This window comes from Clostridium malenominatum (assembly GCF_039521365.1).
GTDB classification, from domain to species: Bacteria; Bacillota; Clostridia; order Clostridiales; family Clostridiaceae; genus Clostridium_AW; species Clostridium_AW malenominatum.
In genome coordinates this window covers 1439211-1458575 of the sequence record NZ_BAAACF010000001.1, presented here as the reverse complement: position 1 = coordinate 1458575, position 19365 = coordinate 1439211, and the positions used below count along the sequence as shown (strand labels likewise).

At 31.2% G+C, this 19365-nt stretch carries 20 protein-coding genes; 4 read left to right on the top strand and 16 right to left on the bottom strand.

Features of this window, described 5'->3' with window-relative positions; genetic code table 11:
- Nucleotides 1–277 precede the first annotated feature (277 nt).
- The 9 genes from ABDZ69_RS07400 to ABDZ69_RS07360 all read right to left on the bottom strand — a co-directional run bounded on the left by ABDZ69_RS07400 (nucleotide 278) and on the right by ABDZ69_RS07360 (nucleotide 10713).
- Nucleotides 278–1651 carry a hypothetical protein gene (locus ABDZ69_RS07400; protein WP_343768294.1) on the bottom strand — a complete coding sequence of 458 codons (1374 nt, stop codon included), beginning with the start codon at nucleotides 1649–1651 and terminating at the stop codon, nucleotides 278–280.
- Nucleotides 1652–1690: 39 nt separating this feature from the next.
- Nucleotides 1691–2989, bottom strand: a complete 1299-nt coding sequence (locus ABDZ69_RS07395) for an acetyl-CoA hydrolase/transferase family protein (RefSeq protein ID WP_343768291.1) — start codon at nucleotides 2987–2989, stop codon at nucleotides 1691–1693.
- A 5-nt stretch (nucleotides 2990–2994) separates the two neighbouring features.
- Nucleotides 2995–3252 (bottom strand): hypothetical protein, encoded by a 258-nt coding sequence (locus tag ABDZ69_RS07390; protein ID WP_343768289.1) that lies wholly within the window; start codon nucleotides 3250–3252, stop codon nucleotides 2995–2997.
- A gap of 99 nt (nucleotides 3253–3351) precedes the next feature.
- Complete coding sequence (locus tag ABDZ69_RS07385) at nucleotides 3352–4806, bottom strand: 4-hydroxyphenylacetate 3-hydroxylase family protein (RefSeq protein WP_343768287.1); 1455 nt, start codon at nucleotides 4804–4806, stop codon at nucleotides 3352–3354.
- Between the two features lie 219 nt (nucleotides 4807–5025).
- Nucleotides 5026–6435 carry a sigma-54 interaction domain-containing protein gene (locus tag ABDZ69_RS07380; protein ID WP_343769614.1) on the bottom strand — a complete coding sequence of 470 codons (1410 nt, stop codon included), beginning with the start codon at nucleotides 6433–6435 and terminating at the stop codon, nucleotides 5026–5028.
- A gap of 145 nt (nucleotides 6436–6580) precedes the next feature.
- Nucleotides 6581–7897, bottom strand: a complete 1317-nt coding sequence (locus ABDZ69_RS07375; RefSeq protein WP_343768285.1) for an acyl-CoA reductase — start codon at nucleotides 7895–7897, stop codon at nucleotides 6581–6583.
- Nucleotides 7890–9005 carry a LuxE/PaaK family acyltransferase gene (locus ABDZ69_RS07370; RefSeq protein WP_343768282.1) on the bottom strand — a complete coding sequence of 372 codons (1116 nt, stop codon included), beginning with the start codon at nucleotides 9003–9005 and terminating at the stop codon, nucleotides 7890–7892. The genes ABDZ69_RS07375 and ABDZ69_RS07370 overlap by 8 nt, the downstream gene beginning before the upstream one ends.
- A gap of 5 nt (nucleotides 9006–9010) precedes the next feature.
- A complete protein-coding gene (locus ABDZ69_RS07365; protein ID WP_343768280.1) occupies nucleotides 9011–10474 on the bottom strand; it encodes an AMP-binding protein in 1464 nt (487 codons plus the stop codon).
- A complete protein-coding gene (locus tag ABDZ69_RS07360; RefSeq protein ID WP_343768278.1) occupies nucleotides 10471–10713 on the bottom strand; it encodes an acyl carrier protein in 243 nt (80 codons plus the stop codon). The genes ABDZ69_RS07365 and ABDZ69_RS07360 overlap by 4 nt, the downstream gene beginning before the upstream one ends.
- Nucleotides 10714–10919: 206 nt before the next feature.
- Here ABDZ69_RS07360 and ABDZ69_RS07355 point away from each other — a divergent pair, with 206 nt between their 5' ends.
- Nucleotides 10920–11342 (top strand): hypothetical protein, encoded by a 423-nt coding sequence (locus ABDZ69_RS07355; protein WP_343768275.1) that lies wholly within the window; start codon nucleotides 10920–10922, stop codon nucleotides 11340–11342.
- Here the strand turns inward: ABDZ69_RS07355 and ABDZ69_RS07350 are convergent.
- Together ABDZ69_RS07350 and ABDZ69_RS07345 are read right to left on the bottom strand one after the other, a co-directional pair.
- Nucleotides 11319–12011 carry a lysoplasmalogenase family protein gene (locus ABDZ69_RS07350; RefSeq protein ID WP_343768273.1) on the bottom strand — a complete coding sequence of 231 codons (693 nt, stop codon included), beginning with the start codon at nucleotides 12009–12011 and terminating at the stop codon, nucleotides 11319–11321. The two genes, ABDZ69_RS07355 and ABDZ69_RS07350, sit on opposite strands and share 24 nt — an antisense overlap.
- Before the next feature lie 96 nt (nucleotides 12012–12107).
- Nucleotides 12108–13772, bottom strand: a complete 1665-nt coding sequence (locus tag ABDZ69_RS07345; RefSeq protein ID WP_343768271.1) for a ribonuclease J — start codon at nucleotides 13770–13772, stop codon at nucleotides 12108–12110.
- 185 nt (nucleotides 13773–13957) lie between these two features.
- Between ABDZ69_RS07345 and ABDZ69_RS07340 the strand changes: the two genes are divergently transcribed.
- Nucleotides 13958–15070 (top strand): glycosyl hydrolase family 18 protein, encoded by a 1113-nt coding sequence (locus ABDZ69_RS07340; protein WP_343768268.1) that lies wholly within the window; start codon nucleotides 13958–13960, stop codon nucleotides 15068–15070.
- Nucleotides 15071–15126: 56 nt separating this feature from the next.
- Here ABDZ69_RS07340 and ABDZ69_RS07335 read toward each other — a convergent pair whose 3' ends face one another.
- The 3 genes from ABDZ69_RS07335 to ABDZ69_RS07325 form a co-directional block, all read right to left on the bottom strand.
- On the bottom strand, nucleotides 15127–15648 hold the full coding sequence (locus ABDZ69_RS07335) for a hypothetical protein (protein ID WP_343768266.1): 522 nt from the start codon (nucleotides 15646–15648) through the stop codon (nucleotides 15127–15129).
- Between the two features lie 53 nt (nucleotides 15649–15701).
- Nucleotides 15702–16151: a hypothetical protein gene (locus ABDZ69_RS07330; protein ID WP_343768264.1), complete on the bottom strand. Its 450-nt coding sequence runs from the start codon at nucleotides 16149–16151 to the stop codon at nucleotides 15702–15704.
- Between the two features lie 93 nt (nucleotides 16152–16244).
- Nucleotides 16245–16712, bottom strand: coding sequence for a YdeI/OmpD-associated family protein (locus tag ABDZ69_RS07325; protein ID WP_343768262.1), 468 nt, complete (start codon nucleotides 16710–16712; stop codon nucleotides 16245–16247).
- A 147-nt stretch (nucleotides 16713–16859) separates the two neighbouring features.
- Between ABDZ69_RS07325 and ABDZ69_RS07320 the strand changes: the two genes are divergently transcribed.
- Nucleotides 16860–17402, top strand: coding sequence for a bifunctional transcriptional activator/DNA repair enzyme AdaA (locus tag ABDZ69_RS07320; protein WP_343768260.1), 543 nt, complete (start codon nucleotides 16860–16862; stop codon nucleotides 17400–17402).
- Nucleotides 17399–18052: a heterodisulfide reductase-related iron-sulfur binding cluster gene (locus ABDZ69_RS07315; protein ID WP_343768257.1), complete on the top strand. Its 654-nt coding sequence runs from the start codon at nucleotides 17399–17401 to the stop codon at nucleotides 18050–18052. Before ABDZ69_RS07320 ends, ABDZ69_RS07315 begins: the two co-directional genes overlap by 4 nt.
- Before the next feature lie 129 nt (nucleotides 18053–18181).
- On the opposite strand, the gene ABDZ69_RS07310 is transcribed toward ABDZ69_RS07315, so the two are convergent.
- Entirely contained in the window at nucleotides 18182–18679 is a 498-nt protein-coding gene (locus ABDZ69_RS07310; protein ID WP_343768255.1) for an HIT family protein, read from the bottom strand.
- A gap of 32 nt (nucleotides 18680–18711) precedes the next feature.
- Nucleotides 18712–19347 carry a GyrI-like domain-containing protein gene (locus ABDZ69_RS07305; RefSeq protein ID WP_343768252.1) on the bottom strand — a complete coding sequence of 212 codons (636 nt, stop codon included), beginning with the start codon at nucleotides 19345–19347 and terminating at the stop codon, nucleotides 18712–18714.
- Nucleotides 19348–19365: the final 18 nt, after the last annotated feature.

Genomic DNA, 19365 nt, shown 5'->3' with positions numbered 1-19365 from the left:
CTACGGAGTTTTATTTATTTATGAAAAAATTTTTTCAATGAGTTTATTATGTTTGTTTCTGAGCTTTTAGAAAATAATTTAAAGTTTTTTTTATTTGTCTTTTCCACTTTTTTGATTTTAAATGGAAATTTTAGGTTTTTAAAACTAGTTTTTAATTCTTTCTTTCTAAAGGTTGGGGTTTTAAATTTAAATTTCATACAAATCACCCTTTTACATTTATTACTATATTATTCAAGTACGTGGCAATTTGCTATTATAATTTAAAAATAATTTTTAATTATTCACTTTCAGTTATTGCTTCTGCATTAATAGCTATTTTATTAGCTTTAGTAAAATCACTTAAAGCGAGGTGAAGAAGAATACCTATTACTAATCCCCATGCAGCTCCTCTAGTAGCTAGAACAGCTCCCATAACCCCTGCTATACCTTTATCTAAGTCTGTTATAGTAATATCCATAGCTAATCTAGTACATACATATCCTTGAACTAATAAGGTTAATGATAAAGCTACTGGCAAAACAGGTTGAACAAGTGAAACTATAGGAATCGTTGCTACGCATATAAAGGTAACCCACCTAAAAGTTCCTACACCGCTAAATATTGAATCCATAGCTTCTCTACCTTCTTTATATCTTTGGGAAACTGCTGCCGTTACAGCTGCCCACAATGGACCGCAAAGAGGTACATATGGTGCAAAGAAAGACATTACTATATTTCTAAAACCACTTACTAAATTAGATCTATTTGAGTTAAAGTCAATTTTTTCGTCCGTTCTTACTTCCTTTGCTTCATTTATCAAAGCTTCACTGGTAACAAAGTCTCCAAAAGCTATTATATATGCCATTATAGCCATTGGAATTGCTGCTATAAATAAAGACATACTTGGTAACCCTATACTTAAAGGACTTACGGTCTTTAAAATTTCAGGTATATTTGGTATGTGAATAAAGGTTCCAATTTCTATTTTAGGCACAGGCAATTCTTTTGCAAGTGGTCCTACTATAATACTAACAATAATTGCTGGTAACATGCCATATTTGCCTAAAGTATTTAATAGCTTATTTTTCTTTCTTAATGCCCTAAAGCTTTTTGAGAAGAGTAAATAATATGCTAATGAAGCTCCTACAGTTATAGCTATTGGATATTTTTCAAATCTTCCACCTACCTTAAACTCACCCATTATAGCTGCAAATCCCGCACCAAGTAAAATTCCTGCTTTAATTGAATTTGGCACTATATTCATAAGCTTATTTGCGGCACCTGTAATACCCATAATAATAAATATTAGACCTACTAGAATTTGTACTGCTATTAAAGCTTTTATTCTTTCTGGTCCTACTGCAAAACCACTTAAATATGCAATAGTAAGAGGTATTGCGGGAGTTATCCATCCTGGTACTACTGGATCTCCAAGGAGAGCATGAACACAGTACAATAATCCATTGATAATTACCATTCCCCAAGCAATGTCAAATGGAATGCCTAAGTTTTCTGTGAGAATTGGAATTGCGCCAAGACATGTAGCACACATTAAAATTGCTTGCATAGCTTCTGACCATTCCCACTTGTAATGAATAAATGGGAGTCTGACTTTGAATATACCTACTGAAATATAGGGTTGCTCTTGTCCTTTTTCTCTGTACATGGCCATAATTTTTCCTCCTTATTTCATTAAATTTTAATATAGAAATTAAAATCGGTGACAAAATCTCTTTTCATACTCTTTTATTAGCTCTTCCTTGAAATTAGGATGGGCTATTTCTATTAAGGCTCTAGCTCTTTGCCTCAATGTTCTCCCTTTAAGTTGAGCAACTCCATATTCTGTAACTACATAGTCCACATCATTTCTAGAGGTAGTGACTGTGGCTCCTTCATCTAATATTGGAACTATTTTTGAAATTTTACCTTTTCCTGAAGTAGATGGCATGGCCATAATTGATACACCATCTTTGCACATATTTGCTCCCCTAACAAAATCTACCTGTCCTCCAACTCCACTTATTTGTTTTAATCCTACACTCTCAGAGCATACCTGTCCCATTAAATCCACTTGAACACATGAGTTTATAGATATCATTTTATAGTTTTTCATTATAACCGTTGGGTCATTTACGTAGTTTACAGGATACATTTCTACCATAGGATTATTATTAACAAAGTCATATAATTTTTTAGTTCCCATTAAAAAAGTCACAATTATTTTTCCGTTATGAATAGATTTTTTTCTATTTGTAATTACTCCAGATTCTACAAGTTCTACTACTCCATCAGAAATCATCTCTGAATGTATTCCTAAGTCCTTTTTATCTTTTAAAAATAAAAGCACTGCATCTGGTATAGCGCCAATTCCTAATTGTAAAGTAGCGCCATCCTCAATTAACGATGCACAGTTTTCTCCAATAGCTTTTTCAACCTCTCCTATTACAGGAGGTTTTAACTCTATTATTGGATGAGAGCTTTCTACAATGTAATCAATATCAGATATATGAATAAAACTATCCCCCATAGTTCTTGGCATTTGATCATTAACTTCAGCTATTACTAATTTTGCGTGCTCTGCTGCAGGTTTGGTATAATCATTAGATACACCAAAGCTGCAATATCCATGCTCATCTGGCGGCGTAACTTGTATTAAAGCTACATCTACTGGTAAGCTTTTTTTAAATAGCTTTGGAACTTCTGAGAAAAAGCAAGGAGTAAAGTCTCCTCTTCCTGAAGCTACCGCATCTCTCGTGCTTCCACCAACAAATATTGAATTATGCCTAAAATGTTTTTCCATACCTGTTTTTGCATATTCAGCCCTACCCATGGCTACCATATGAACTATTTCAACATTACTATACTTCTCTTTATTCCTTATCATTTCCTCTATAACAGCAGCAGGTTCTCCTACTGCATGTCCTAAAACTATTCTATCTCCAGATTTGATTTTATCTGCTGCTTCCTTAGCTGATACTACTTTACTAGCGTAAATTTCATTTAAGCTCAAATCCATCACCCCTCAATAAACTGAATTAATTTATTATAATCCTTTTCACTTGAAAGAATTAGCTTTCCCTTTTTACCCTTAATATTTTCGTGATTTACACAACAACTACTACATCCACATAAGACTATAATTAAGTCATAAATCTCATCTTCCTTTACTAAATGAATGGTAATCCCATCATATTCTCTCCTTAATCTTTCTAAGATATTTTTTCTTTCATATCTAGGATTACATCCACCACAATATTTTACTCCAATATCCATGAAATCACCTTGTCATTTTTATTAATTCCTTTTATCAAATAACAGAGAACAGATAACATCTATTCTCTGTTATCTAAGAAATTTTAAAGCAATTTTTTGTTATTCTGTAATATTAGCAATAACTTTGGCCAGCGCTTTCTTATGACCTAAATTGCTTTGTCTTGCTATCATTATTCTTTGAGCTTGAGGAGAACCTGCTCCATGCATAGATTCTGTTCTATATCCTACTGCAGCTGTTCCTAAAGTTAAGTTTTCAATAAGTCTTAATATCCTTAAACGATTTTCTGTTGATATAGAAGCTACACCTTTCAAATATTTTTGAACATATGGCCCTAAAAGTTCATGGTTTAAATCCTTTTCAGAAGGAGCAGTAACCATTAATCCTCCTGCTATATCTTCAGCTAATCTTGTTATTTCATATGGGAATCTTGTTACGTTTTGTTTGCATACATTGGCAAGTAACATGTCTATTATATAGTTTCCTGATTCAGTTTTATGCCCTTCAGCTGAACAAGCTATTCCACAAGCGTATAGTGTTTCATTTAAGTGAGTCATTTCTATTAATTTATCCTTAATATGAGAAGCCTTTGCTGCCCCATTGTAATCAGCTGCAAGAGCTGCGGCTCCTATAAGAACGTCACCAACTCCAACCTTACATCCACCATAGCTTTGTCTATGATATCCAGCGAATCTTTCAACTAACATACCTGCAAATTCAGTTTCTCCATCTAAAAATATTCTTTCCCATGGTACAAATACATTATCAAATATTGTTAAGGCTTCTACACCACCAAACTTTTTATTTCCTACATCTATATCCGCAAATTCTTCAAGCTTTCTAGTGTCGCAAGATTGACGTCCTATAATCATAAATACTCCTTCTGCATCTGTAGGTACAGCAAAGGAAATTGCATAATCCTTATCTTCAGGTCTCATAGCTATGGTTGGCATAACTAAGACTTCATGAGAGTTGCAAATTCCTGTTTGATGAGCTTTAGCTCCCCTAACAACAACCCCATCAGCTCTTCTTTCTACTACTCTTAGATAAAGATCTGGATCTTCTTGTTTAGATGGTGATAGCCCTCTATCACCTTTAGGATCTGTCATAGCTCCATCTACAGTTAAATCATTTTCTTGTACATATTCTAAGTATTTTTTAAATCTTTCATGATAGTTTGTACCATATGCTTTATCTATTTCGTATGTAGTACTATATTCAGCATTGAAAGCGTCCATACCAACGCATCTTTGGAAGCAAGAAGCTGTCTTTTGACCACATAGTCTTTGCATTTTTACTTTTTTTATTAAGTCCTCTGTGCTGTGATGAAGATGACAAAAACGATTAATTTTTTCTCCATTTAAAGCAGATTTAGTTGTCATTAAATCTTCATATTCTGGCATAAGTGCTAAATCATAAGTCATTTTTACTGAATTCATAGAAGGACGAAGTATTGGGTTGTCTACTGGGTTTTCAATTTTTTCCCCGAACATATAAACCTTTAGATTTAGTTTTCTTAAACTTTCTACATATTGCTCACCTGTCATAAGTGCCATTTAAAACCATCCCTTTCAATTTAAATGTTTTTATATTCTCAATTATTAACTAAGCAATATCCATGCCATAACCCTATATTGCACTATTATCAACATCAAAATAAAATCCGATGCATAAATGCAACGGATTTTATTTTTTAATATATGTTTTATATTTGTTTCTTAATATTACAAAGGCTTACTTATTCTCCCATATGAATTGCATAATTGCATCAATCGTCATTTTTGCAACAGATATTTATCTGTATATCTTTTCCTTTTTCTAACAAAAGTAGAAGGATCTATTCTTAGATAATCTGCTGCCTCCCTTACGTTGCCGTATTTTTCATATGCCTTATTTATAAACTTTAATTCATACTTTTCTACTAGTTCTTTTAAGTTGATTTCTTCATCGATATAATCTAATTCTGATTCCAACAACACCGTTTCCTTACCTATGGGCAAATCACTTTTGAGTATAGTATCGTTGTTACTCATTATGACAACTCTTTCCACTACATTTTTTAATTCCCTCACATTTCCTGGCCAATGGTAATTTAAAAGAGTTTCTATAGCTACGGAGGTAAAAATTTTATTTAAGTTATACTTTTTATTTAATACCTGCAAGAAATGTTCTACCAAAGGTACTATATCTTTCTTTCTCTCTCTTAAGGGCGGTATTACTATAGGTACCACATTTAAACGATAATATAAATCTTCTCTGAATAGCTTTTTTGAAACCATGTCCTCTAGATTTCTATTGGTTGCTGCAAGTATTCTAACATTTATTTTTATAGGAGTAAGGCCTCCTATTCTTTCTATTTCATTTTCCTGAAGTACTCTAAGTAATTTAACCTGCATGTCTAAAGGCAATTCTCCCACTTCATCTAAAAATATAGTGCCTCCGTCTGCAACTTCAAATAATCCTATTTTTCCATCCTTATTGGCCCCTGTAAAAGCTCCCTTTTCATATCCAAACAATTCGCTTTCCATTAGATTTTCCGGTATGGAACCACAGTTTATTTTTATAAAATGCTTATTATTTCTTTTACTGTTTTTATGTATATATTTAGCCACAACTTCTTTACCAACTCCAGTTTCTCCTAATAGAAGAACAGTAGTATCTACATTGGCTAATTTTTGTGCCATTCTTAAAGTGTTTAACATATTTTTATCTTCTGCTATGGTGTCACTACAATTCAATAGTTGATTTTTTATAGATTGAATTTCAGAATAATACTTTTTAGCTAATTCTTCATTTTTTGCTAATTGTTCTTTTAATTCATAAAGCTGGGTAACATCTCTTACATTGGTTACTACCATAATAATTTCCCCATTTTTATTAAATATAGGGTTACTTGAAATCATAGCTTTTTTACCTGTTTTAAAGGTCTGCTCTAAAGTTGTAGGCTTTTTTTCTTTAATAACAAATAAAGTCCCGGATTGAGATATAAATCCCTCTTTTACCAAGTCTCTCATATTTCTCCCTATCATATCTTCCCTTTTAAGTCCTGTAATTTTTTCGTAGGATTTATTTATTCTCAAAGTATTAGCTTCCCCATCAGCAATGTATATGCCATCATAGGAACATTCAATTACTGCATCTAATTCTCTGCATAAAAGCTTAGTCTTTTCCAATTCAACAATCATTTTGTCCAAGTTATAATGAGTAGGATTATCCTTAAGGACTTCTTTTTTCCCCACCATTAATTCCCCCTTTAACTAATATTATAGATTTAATTACATTTTTTGTAAAGAGTTCCGTACATAAATGAAGACTAAGACTTTTTAAGCCTTAGCCTTCATTTTCAATCATTCCATTAATATTAAGGGAGCACCATCTAACTAGTTCATTAAGTGGAAAGGTTCCATCCCATGGATTATCATATAAACTCATATATCCTACCTTAACAATTCTGTCTACTCCTAAGTTTGTTAAAGCCTCTGCTAATTTAATTGCTTTTTCCTCGCTTTTAAAAGCTATACCTACCGTTTGTATTCTAGGAGTTATAAGCTTTTCTATTTCAAAAACTTCATTTACTTCCTTTATAAATATAGTTCTTCCACCTATGGGCTCTTCTAATTTAAAATCATTATTTAATAAAATTGTATACTGAAGATCCTGACTACAATATAACATCTTATTCAAATCTAGTGCATATTCTCCTCTTATATTTACAATAGAAGAGGTAACTCCTGTATTTATATAATTTTCGTGATATCTTTTCATAACTTTTTTAAATATATTGATAAACTTATTGCAAACCTCTTCTATGGTCAGTGAGCTTTTCTCAATAAATAGTACATGGGGTGAAGAACAAGCCCTTTGATTAAAAGCTATAATATCAAGTGCTAAACTTTCTAAATGCTTTTCTAAATCTGAACTTTCTAATACCTCTTTTTCAAACACTGCAAAGGAATATTTAGGTCCAAAAATTATATCCTTACAAGTTGTCTTTTGAGGTAATTTTCTTATAACTCTTAGTCCTTCTTCCCCACCCCAGAACACTCTACAATCAGCCATTTTAGACATTTCAGTATTACTCTCTATACTAGAGCTTGAGAAGTTTACAATGCAAATATTTTTTAAAATATCTATTCCTAAGTATTCTACCCCTCCAAAGTTAATTTTTATTTCCCTTATAGGTTTCAATAATTTAATTAATATGTTTATACTTTCTTCAGGTACTTTTACTAAATTGCTATTTCTACATAATATGGATTGAAATATTGAATATATACCTAGGGTTGGCACATTAGCTGCAATCCAATGACATACCAATCCTCTCTTTTGAGCTTTTATATATTTTTTATCCTCTACTTCTATAAATTTATCAAGGAAGCTTTTATTCTTTATATTTAAATCTATAATATTATATAAATTATTCTTCTTTAAATAAAAACTTAAAAATGGCACTCCCTCTTCTTTCAGTAAACTCTTATCTTTAGATATTGCTTTGCCATAAGCATCTATTAAAGCTACCATAGCATCAACTGGAATAGGTACAATATATTTTTCATTTCCCCTTAGGCTTTCATATATTTCTTCAAAGCTATAAATAATTTTACCCTCTTTATAAAACTCTCCATTAAAAGAAAAACATTTAATCATGAACCTTCTCCCTTTCAGCAAAGGTATCTCCACACCCTCTTGTTTCGGATTTTTCCACTCTCGATTTAAATTTAAAGTATTTTCCCTTTCTACCGCATTTACAGCAATCCACCCCAATAAACTCTCCTATATCCTCTGTCAAAATCGCTTGGGCAGGATAACTTGAGGATAAGCTACTCATTACTTCTATTAAACCTATTTCTCCAAACTTAACCTCTTCTAGAGTAAGAAAATCTCTTATAATAACTTCCGCAAAACTTGGAACATGCTTATAACCATATTCACAATCTATAAATATCACCCCTAGTTGTTCTACCATGCCATAAAAATCAATTACGTTGCTATTTTTAGTATTAAAAATCTCGCTCACTACTTTTGAAAATTCCTCTTTAGTTATCCTTTGAGAAGTTAGCTTTTTCCACCCCCCGCTATGAAGAATTTTAGCCTTTGGAAGATTTACTACCTTCCCCCTAGATTGAAGTTCTTTTATTAATTTTGACCAAATAATATAAGTAAATCCATATATTAAAATATCTTCATTACAATAATCCTCTTTAAATTTTTCAATACGTTCTAAATTTAGCTTTAATTCTTCTCCTACTTTATCAAAGGCATATACTATTTTATTTGAGAAATTGCTAATCCCCCTTATGGCTGCACCTCTAGCACTTAAGTTTGAAGATTTCTTATTCTCCTCTTCACAATCTGCTATGAGTAAAGGCCTTCTCTTCTCCCCTAAAAAGTCTCTTAATGTTGCCACTAGAGCCTGAGCTTGCCGAAGGGATGTTTTTTTATCAATATAAATTTTACTAGGGTTCCCTGTTGTGGTGCCACTAGAATTTAATACTCTTACTATGTCTTCTTTATGGCAGGAATATAAATCAAATTTTTTAAACATGTTTACTGGTATATAGGGTATCTCCACTAGAGAATAGAAATTTTTTGTATTGAAGTTTAATTTTTCATACATGGTTTTTAAATTAATATTTTTTCTATTGTTTTCTAACTGTTCTTTAAATATTTCTATAAGAATCTTTTCCTTTTCTTCTCTCATTATAGAAAAGATATCATTAAATATCAGTTCTTCTACCAAAACATAGTTATCCAATTAATTCACCTGCTTTCCTTAAGAACACCTACTAATACCTTTCCTGAAGAATTTTTAGGGAGATTGTCTACCACTTCAATGTATTTAGGAAGCTTATAGGATGGTAGTTTGTTTTTACAATGATTTATAATATCCTTATTGGTAAAATTTTTATTATTTAATACTACAAAGGCCTTTACTGCTTCTCCCATTATTTCATCATCTACTCCAACTACGGCACATTCTAAAACTTCTTCTAATTCAATTATTGTATCTTCTATCTCCTTAGGACTTATTCTATTTCCACCGCTTTTTATAATATTTTTCTCTCTACCCATAATATATATATAACCTTCTTCATCTACAGTACCTAAATCACCTGTATACAAATATCCATTCTTTAGTACCTTATTCGTTTCATCTTTATCATTAAAATACCCCTTCATAATATTTCCACCTTTAGCTACAATCTCTCCTATTTCTCCTGGAAGCACCTCTTGTCCATCCTTCCCTACTACTTTCAATTCTGTACCAGGAATTCCCTTGCCTATAGATCCCATTTTTTCTTTTAATAATCTAGGTGGAAGGTATGATAGCCTTGATGTGGCTTCTGTTTGCCCATACATAATGAAAATATCTACTCCTTGTAAAACATCTAATAATTCTTCTATAAATACATTAGCCATTCTTCCTCCTGCTTGCGTAATATATCTTAATGAAGGAAGTTTCGTGTCTTTAATACTACTTTTCTTCAAAAGTATTTGAAAGGTACTTGGTACCCCAGCAAATCCTGTGCACCTATACTCGTTTATATCCTCTAGCACGGTTTCAGGAAACATGAATTTATTATTTATAACTAGACTTCCACCAACCCGAAAATGAGTATGCAAAAGTGAAGTGCCATAGCAATAGTAAAAAGGCAATACCACTTCAACTCTATCCTCTTCTTTTAATGATAAATATTCTATTATAGAATTTGTATTGTATATTAAATTATCATGTGTAAGCATTACTCCCTTGGGTATTGAGGTAGAACCAGATGTAAAGAGTATTACTGCCACATCCTCTTTTTTTACTTCCTTAAATTTTTCTTTTATCATAGGCAAATTATCAATATCTTCTTCTGTGAGTATTTCAATACCTTTCCTAATAAAGCTATTTAGTTTTTTAAGTAGTTTTTTCTGAACAAATATTATTTTTATATGAAGGGAATCTATAATATAGTTAATATGCTCCGCTGTAAAACTTGGATTAATAGGAACACAAATAACTCCGCTATCTATTATTCCAAAATAACTTTCTATAAAAAAAACTGAATTCTCTCCTATCAATAATATTGAATTTTCATTATTTAAATCTTTATCCTTTAACATATTTCCTATAGACTTTACTTTTAAAAAAATCTCTTTGTATCTATATTCCTCTTTATTAATCACTGCTATGCTATTCAAATACTTTGATTTCTCAAAAACATAGTCCGTAAAGGTCATATTATAACACCATACTTTTTAAGTATATTTTTTATATCTCCTATAGTATACATTCTAGAAATATCTACTACATTGATTGAAACCCCAAATATTTCCTCCAAATTATTTACTAACTCCACATGGGCTAAAGAATCCCAATCTTCTATTTCGTCAGGTCCAAGCTCATCCTTTTCATAGGAATTATCTTTAATATTAAACACATCACGTAATATTTTGTTAAGTTTATCTAAATTAGTCATTTAAAATTACCCCCTAAAATTATATAAAACATTTATCTATTTTATAAGCAAAAACCATACCAAATGCTATATCCCTATAAATACTAGTTATTCTCAACTTACGTATTAACTTATTTACTTTATTTGTTGCAAAAATGCATCTTGTTGCATTTATACAATGATTAATTAATAAGTTATTCGGTAATATTAATACTGAGGTGATTTTTATGGTAAAAAAATTTATATTTACTTTTATTTTTATTGTTTTATTTACTACCCCTGCTTCATCTCAGGAGAGTACGAAAATAGAAATCTTCCATATAAATGAGCAAAAGGTTGTGATGACCATTGAATCAACACCTAAAATAGAAAAAGAAATTACAAATTATCTCAATAATATAACGGGAATTTATCCTAAATTTAATCCTATTCCAAGGGAAGGTTATATGATTAAAGTACCTTTAGAAACTCCTTTTGCCCTAGAAAAAAATTGCATTACTACCTTTGTAGAGGTAGTAATTGTTGTATTTCCTAAAGAAGAAACTCCTTTTCTTATAATTTTTGATAGTAAGGATAGTTTGTTATGCTTAAATTTTAAAGGCAATGTAAATAAACTTTTAAAGAAGCTAGACTTTCAAATACCCACTTAAAGAAATCATCACTTGAGAAGGAAGATAGAAATACCATATTAAAAGATAGGATGTGCTATTAGCTACCAATTCTAAGTTTTTAGGTAGGTTTATTACTTTTTCCATGTTATACAGAGCAACATTTATGTCACATAATAGAAAAAATAACATCCCCCAAAATATTAAGATTCTATTACCCTTGGGATAAACTTTGTTTCTATATGCTTTTATAGCTTTTAGCATGGAGGTAATTAAACATATGGAATAAAATAAAGATATGGGAAGCAAAAAATCTATTTCTATAAAAAACAAATTAATATTTAAATAAGTAAGTAGTATAAATAAAAATATAATGAAAAATCTCTTCAATAAATGTATTGATTTTTCATTCTCATATCTATGACAATAAACTATTTGAACTATACAGAAAAAAACTACTCCCAAAGTGAAATAATGCAAAACTACAAGAGCTAAATCCGCAAGAACTGTAAAGAAAAGTCCCAGCCTTAATAGTAGTATATCCTTTTTATTTAAATACTTTTCTCTTGTTAAGAACGATAAGGAAAAGCAAAGTACTATGCTTAAGTATTTAATTAAACTTGTTAAAACTTCGTCGCCACTCCCTCCAAAATCCCTATATAAAAACCAAATATATAAAACTCCAATTAAAACTAAAATAACCTTTTTCATATCTTCACTCTTCATTTCCTCACCATTCCTTATTAAATAATCATAAAAAAGGAAAAAGCACTCTATTCATAATAAAAAGAGTGCTTTGCAGAAAAATTAAACCTCCATGATAATTGGAAGAATGATTGGTCTTCTCTTTGTTTTTTCATATAAAAATTTCTCAAGGGACTTTTTCATATTAGCTTTTAAAACATACCACTCTATTACTCTATTATCTAAGCAATTTTCTAGCTCTCTTCTAACAATTTCTTTAGACTCATTAATTAATTCCTCTGACTCTTTAACGTAGACAAAACCTCTTGTAATTATGTCTGGCCCTGCAATTACTCTATAATTTTCCTTTTCTATAGTAACAACTATGGTAATCATTCCATCCTGAGCTAAATACTTTCGATCTCTAAGGACTATATTTCCAACATCCCCCACACCAAGACCATCTACGTACACCGCCCCAGTAGGAACTCTTCCTCCAATTTTAGCTTCTTTTTCCCATAGTTCTAATACTTGACCTGTCTCTAAAACAAATACATCTGACTTATCCATTCCAAGTCTTTCTGCTAAATTAGCGTGATGCCTTAAATGTCTATACTCCCCGTGTACAGGCATAAAAAACTTAGGGTGAGCTAAAGTATGCACAAGCTTCAATTCTTCTTCATAGGCATGCCCCGATACATGCACTTCTTCTAAATCTTCGTATATTACATCAGCACCTTTTTTATATAATTGATTAATAACCCTAGATATTAGCTTCTCATTCCCTGGAATTGGAGATGCTGAAATTATAAATAAATCCTTAGGCTCAATAGAAATCTTCCTATGATTTGAAAAAGCAATTCTAGCAAGAGCTGACATTGGTTCCCCTTGGCTTCCTGTAGTTATTATAGTTACTTTTTCATTTGGATAATTACTTATTTCATCTACAGTTATAAGGCTTCCGTCGGGTATATGAAGATATCCCAGATCCATAGCTAGTTCAGAAATATTTTCCATACTTCTTCCACTAAAAGTTACTTTTCTACCTAGTTTTATTGAAGCATCTACAATTTGTTGCATTCTATGAATATTTGAAGCAAAGGTTGCTACTATAACCCTTCCTTTAGCATTGGCAAATATTCTACTTAAAGTTTCTCCTATGGTTTTCTCTGAAAGTGAATGTCCACTACGTTGAACATTGGTACTGTCCGCCATAAGTAACATTACTCCTTTTTTACCCAATTCTGAAATGCGTTCTAAATCCATCACTGACCCATCAATAGGAGTATAATCAATTTTGAAATCACCAGTATGAAGTATTACGCCAATTGGGGTGTGAATAGCTAACGCACAGGAATCTGCTATACTATGGGTAACTCTTATAAATTCTATAGTTAAATATTGGGTTTTTATTGTATCTCCCACTTCTACTCTATTAAGCTCACAAATAGAATTTATTTCATGTTCTTTTAATTTGTTTTCAACTATCCCTAGAGTCAATCTAGTACCATACACTGGTACATTTAATTGTTTTAAAATATATGGAAGTGAACCTATATGATCCTCATGTCCATGGGTTAAAAATATACCTTTTACTTTACTAGCATTGTCTAAAAGATAGGTTATGTCTGGAATTACCAAATCCACACCATACATTTCTTCATCAGGAAAGGATATTCCACAATCTATTACAATTATTTCATCTTTGTATTCCATGGCAGTTATATTCTTTCCAATTTCTCCAAGTCCTCCAAGAGGAATAATTCTTACTTTATTTGTACTATCCACTAAAACTCCGCCTCCTTAATTCCTGTTAATTTTATTTCTTTTATTTTGCCTTGTAATGCTTATTTTAATTCTCTTTCTTTTTAAATCTTTTTGCAAAATTAAAATTGGAAAACATTACTCATGAATATATTCTCTCTTTCTACGATATAAAAGTAGAATACTTAATATAAGGAGAAAGAATATACATGAAAAAATACAAATTTTTATTTCCTGCAATAATGATGATTGTTCTACTTATTTTAAGTAGTAGCCAATCCCTTACTACATCTAAATATATAGGTATGCTATCTGATAATAACCATTGGCAACTTGTTAAAAGTCAAAATTCATATACCTCTTTAAAGAATAAGCTTTCATCAAAAGCTGTACTTGCATTTTCAACTTATTATTATTCAGGGGATACCTCTTCATATAATTCAATGGTAGCTAATTCTTCTTTAATTAACGAAATTGCAACCTATGGTTATACTATAGACAAGCTCGGCAATCTTAAGGGTTTACTTCCTGCAAATCAATTAACCTATGCTAAAAACAGCGGCATTAAAGCTTTAGCTTTAATAACGAATAATTTTGACGGAGCTATTTCCAACGAATTACTTAGAAGTCCTAATAATAAAAAAACTTTAATTAATAATATAATTTCCCTTTTAAAATCAAATGGATATAAAGGGGTAAATATTGATTTAGAAGGAGTTTATTCTTATGACAGAGAATATTATACTACCTTTATTAAGGAACTTTATGAAACTTTAAATCCGCAGGAGTTTGAAGTGACTCTATCTATTCCCGCTAAAGTCAGTGATAATCCATCTAACTCTTGGGCTTATCCATATGATTATGCTCAACTTTCAAGATATTGTGATAAAATAGTTTTAATGACCTATGATGAACATTATCCAGGTGGCTCTCCTGGCGCGGTTGCTTCTATAGGGTGGGTAGAAAATGTAATAAAGTATGCTATATCAACGATTCCAGAAGAAAAAATTTTGCTCGGCACAGCAGCATACGGATATGATTGGTCCTCTTTAGGCACAAAGGCTTATAGCATTTCTGCCATATATAAACTAGCTGAAAAATATAATAAGAATATTTCTTGGGATTCTACTTCAAAAACCCCTTATTTTAATTACACTGATTCTTCAGGAATTTACCACAGTGTATGGTTTGAAAATAGTACAAGCCTTGAATTTAAATTAGATTTAGTTAATAAATATAATTTATCTGGCATTGCTATTTGGAGACTTGGGTTAGAAGATAGTAGTTATTGGTCAACCATAAAAAGTAAATTTGACAAGTAAATCGAATACAATAAAAAGCCCAGATATATCTTTTTTAAGATGCATCTGGACTTTCATTATTTTACTTCAATTTTTAACAAATCCTCTAAATAGCTATTTAAATTTCCCTTTACCTTTTCAAGATTGCTTAGAGTATTTTCCTTTAGATTGCCTGACGCTAGTATTGCATCCGAAGATTTTACTATGCTTTCTAAATAACCACAGTATTTTTTATGAATACCTTTTAAATTTTCTCCGTGATATAAGTCAGAAACTTCCTCTAAATACTCATGAAGCTTTTCATTTTCTTCCTTTATCTTATCTAGTGACTTATTATCTATAGCATCTAAGGTAATATCTACAGATTTTTTCACCTTTTGACTATATTCATAAAGTTGTTTTGTATAGACAGCATCGGCCTTTGTATCAACAAAAACCTCCTCTGGTGTTTTCCCTGCCATAACCCCTCTAATGAAAACAACTGCTAATAATGCCACTACCACAAAAATAATAAACTTAATTGCATTTTTAATTACACTTACTACAATTGCTATAATAACTATTGCTACCAGTATTATTAATAATTTTTCTAAATCCATGTAATCTCTCCTTTCTACTTTTTACCAAGTGGTGTATATCCCGTCTTTCACCCTTATTTCCCTGCCTTCCCGTTTTTCTCATTAACTGAAAAATAAATCTCTGGAATCTTAGATTTCATATCTAAAAAAACATTTAGTTCAGGATGATTTTCAGGAAAGTTTAAATCCGTTGGGCCACCAATGAAATAAGTAACTCCATTTGCTTCAAAGTATCTTTCAACATCATAAATAGAGTCATACATTTCTTCATTTAAGTCGTCTGTTTTTTTAATGATAGTAAAAAATAATCCTCCTGTATGATCTAATTTTTCCTTTGGTTTAAAATAGACTGAAAGGCTTGTATCATTCTCTTCAATAAAATATTTATCCTCCCAGTTTTCAGGAAAGGATAAAGAAAAACCAAGTTTTTCACTTTTAAATTCACGAGGTTTTGACTTTGAACACCCAACCACTAAAGCAAGCAACAACAGAAAAATTATAAGACCTTTTGAAGATTTTTTCATATTTTTCCCCTTTTAATTATACTTACTATGTAAGATATTTTAATAACCAGCTTTTTGCTAAGTAAATTAATCTATCATAGCTATTAGCTATATTTACGGCTGCTTTACTTGATTTAATAGCATTGTGATAGCATCTTTAAGCCTCTTATCCCTTGTTTCAATTTTCTTTGCACTTATAATCCAATCAACAAACTTTTTTTTATTACTATAAGATAATCCACTAAAGAACTCTTTAGCAATCACATTTTCATTAAGCAAATTATCGAAATCCCATGGAATTTCAACTATTCTAGGTTCATCATCTTTCTTAAGAACAATATGAACACTATCTCCTGGCTGTTTATTGATTTCTTTTCTAATCTTTTGTGTTATCCCAAGACAGTGACAATGGTGCCCCATTTTGGCTAGTGACCCTCTGTATTCATAGCCATCAAAGGTTGCTTTTACCTTCACTTGCCCTTTAGTGCTAAACTCTTCTTCCACGTCATACGGGAACTCAATATAAGCGCCATCTATAGATTCATGTTTTTTTATTATTGCATCAAACTCGTAAATTTTCATTTTTAGCCAATCTCCTTTTTATCTACCTTTAACTTCATAATTATTATTATTTATAATTAAAATTGAAAAGCAATTTTTAGAAAGACCTGAAATATTACCTATGATATAATTATATCATATATTTGGCGATGAGGTGAAAATATGGATATGACAAAATGGACTGCTGTGGAAAATAATGACCCTACAGCAGATGGCAAATTTTATTATGGTGTCAAAACTACAAGGATTTTTTGTTTACCTTCCTGTAAATCAAAACTTCCTCTAAAAGAAAACATTGTGTTTTTTCATTTCTATGATCAGGCTATTAATTCAGGATTTCGCCCTTGTAAAAGGTGCCGTCCTGATTTATATTCCACCTATGCGCCAAATGAACAACTTCTCACAGAAATAAAGAACTTTTTAGATAAGGTTTTCCTTATCCCTCAATGTCTTGAAGGTTTAAATGAACGTTTTAGTGTTAGCAGTTTTCATCTTGTTCGTATTTTCAAGAACAGATTTGGTCTAACCCCTCGAGAATATGTACTAAATAGTAGACTTGAAGCTGCAAAAAATCTACTTACATGTTCAAATATGAAAACTGTAGACATTGCCTTTAGTTGTGGATTTTCAAGCTATACAACATTTTTTACAAATTTTAAAAAGTTATCTGGATTAACGCCAGAAGAATATCGTAAAGGAGGCATATTATGAAAAAAATTTTTGCACCTGGATGCGCATTAACTATATATAAACCGCATCTTACAGAAAAATTGCATAAGATTTTAAATGAAAATATAAGCGCAATGGATAGGTTAGATATTTGTTGCAGAAATAACCCTTCATTGGAGGATGGTACTGAGGTAGTAAATATTTGTCCTGGTTGTGACAGACGTTACAGTGAAAATTATTCTAACTCCACTACAATTTCCCTTTGGGAAGTTCTCGCAGAAAGTGATTTTTTCCCTTTTCCTGACTACCATGGTAAAAAAATGACCATCATTGATGCTTGCCCAACTAGGAATAAAGTAAAAGTACATAAAGCCATTAGAACATTGCTCTCTAGAATGAATATTGAGTTAGTAGAGCCAGAAAAAACAGAAACAAATGGCACTTGTTGTGGTGATAGTTTTTGGGGCGTTCTACCTGTGGACAAGGTTAAGGAAATGATGATTAAACGCACCTCTGAAATGCCTGTAGAAGATATTGTGGTTTACTGTGTATCCTGTAGCAAATCGGTGTTCATAGGAGGGAAAAAACCTCATTACATGATTGATCTTCTATTCAATGAAGAAACTATTCCTAAAACTTATGAACCTGACCAATGGCATAAAGAAATTGACGAATTTGTAAAAAATCATTAATGCTATTATTTCAAATAAGGAGCTGCATTTTTATTTAAATGCAGTTCCTACAATACATTCGTAAATATAAGTTTATATTTTAAAAGTTTACTTTCTTTTATCTTTACTCAAAATATCCCCTTTTACACCCTAACCCCTATAATTTTTCAGAGCATTTCTTAATAGTTCTATACTTTCAAGTACGTTATGCAAATGTTCTTTGTTATTCATTTTATTCTTTGCATGTAAAAGTACTGGTCTTAAAGATTCAACTGAACGACCAAACTCATTCATCCAACTATATCTAGGAACCATCCATAAGTGAAAGTGGTGGGTGGTATCTTCATTATAAAAATAGTAAACTTGTTCAATTCCAAGTTCTCTTCTTTGAGCTCTTCTAATTTCCTGAACTAGACTTATATACTCAATTAATTCATCTTTAGTCAATTCATCTAAAGAGTAAATGTGTCTTTTAGATGCTACAATTACCAACCCAGAAATTGGATAAGCAATGTCTTGATGTGCGTGAAAGTGCTTCGTCTCAATTATTACGCCACCAGTAGGTTCAATTAATCCTGAGGTAATAGCACAACTTAGACATTCAACTTCTATAGTTCTACCGTCTCCAGTTGTAATTTTTCTTGTCATCTAATCCTCTCCCATTCTAAAGCCAATTTTTATTATATTGAATTAAGTTTCCTCTCCACTTTAAAACGCAATACTGTCTTAAGTTTTTCTGGATCTGTCTTTCTGAAATCTGAAATATAAATTTCTCTGTGTGTTTTTTCTTTTCTAATTAAGTTGTTTGTATTACAATACTTCTCCATAAAATCAAAACTTGCAGGCTCCTCGTCATATTTTCCTATGTGCATCATTTGAACAGAAAGTCCATCTCCACAGCTTTCAAATTTAACATTTTCTAATAAATGATGTGGTTTATTCTTTTTAGTAATATTAATAGCTGTTTCTGCAAGTTCTTTTGTTACAAAGCTTGGCTGTCTTATCATCAAAGTATATATTAATTTATCTTTATTAAGAATTTCTTCTCCCCTCGCTTCTTCTTCCAAGTCCCAAACTCCTTCAAGGGGGAAAATAGTATAATCAAAATAGCCCTCTGGAACTATTCCTTTTTTAGGCATCATTTTAATTGCATAAGAAAGAGAATATATTACCCCTACAGCTTCTGAAAAGGCATCATCATTAGGATTTCCTTTTCCCTCAAGCATAAAAAAGTTCATGGAAGGAATCTCTATAAGCTCAGGGTTATTTTTAGGGAGATAAATATTCTTATCTTGTTTTCTCCATTCATATTTCATAAGTTCATCCTCACTTTA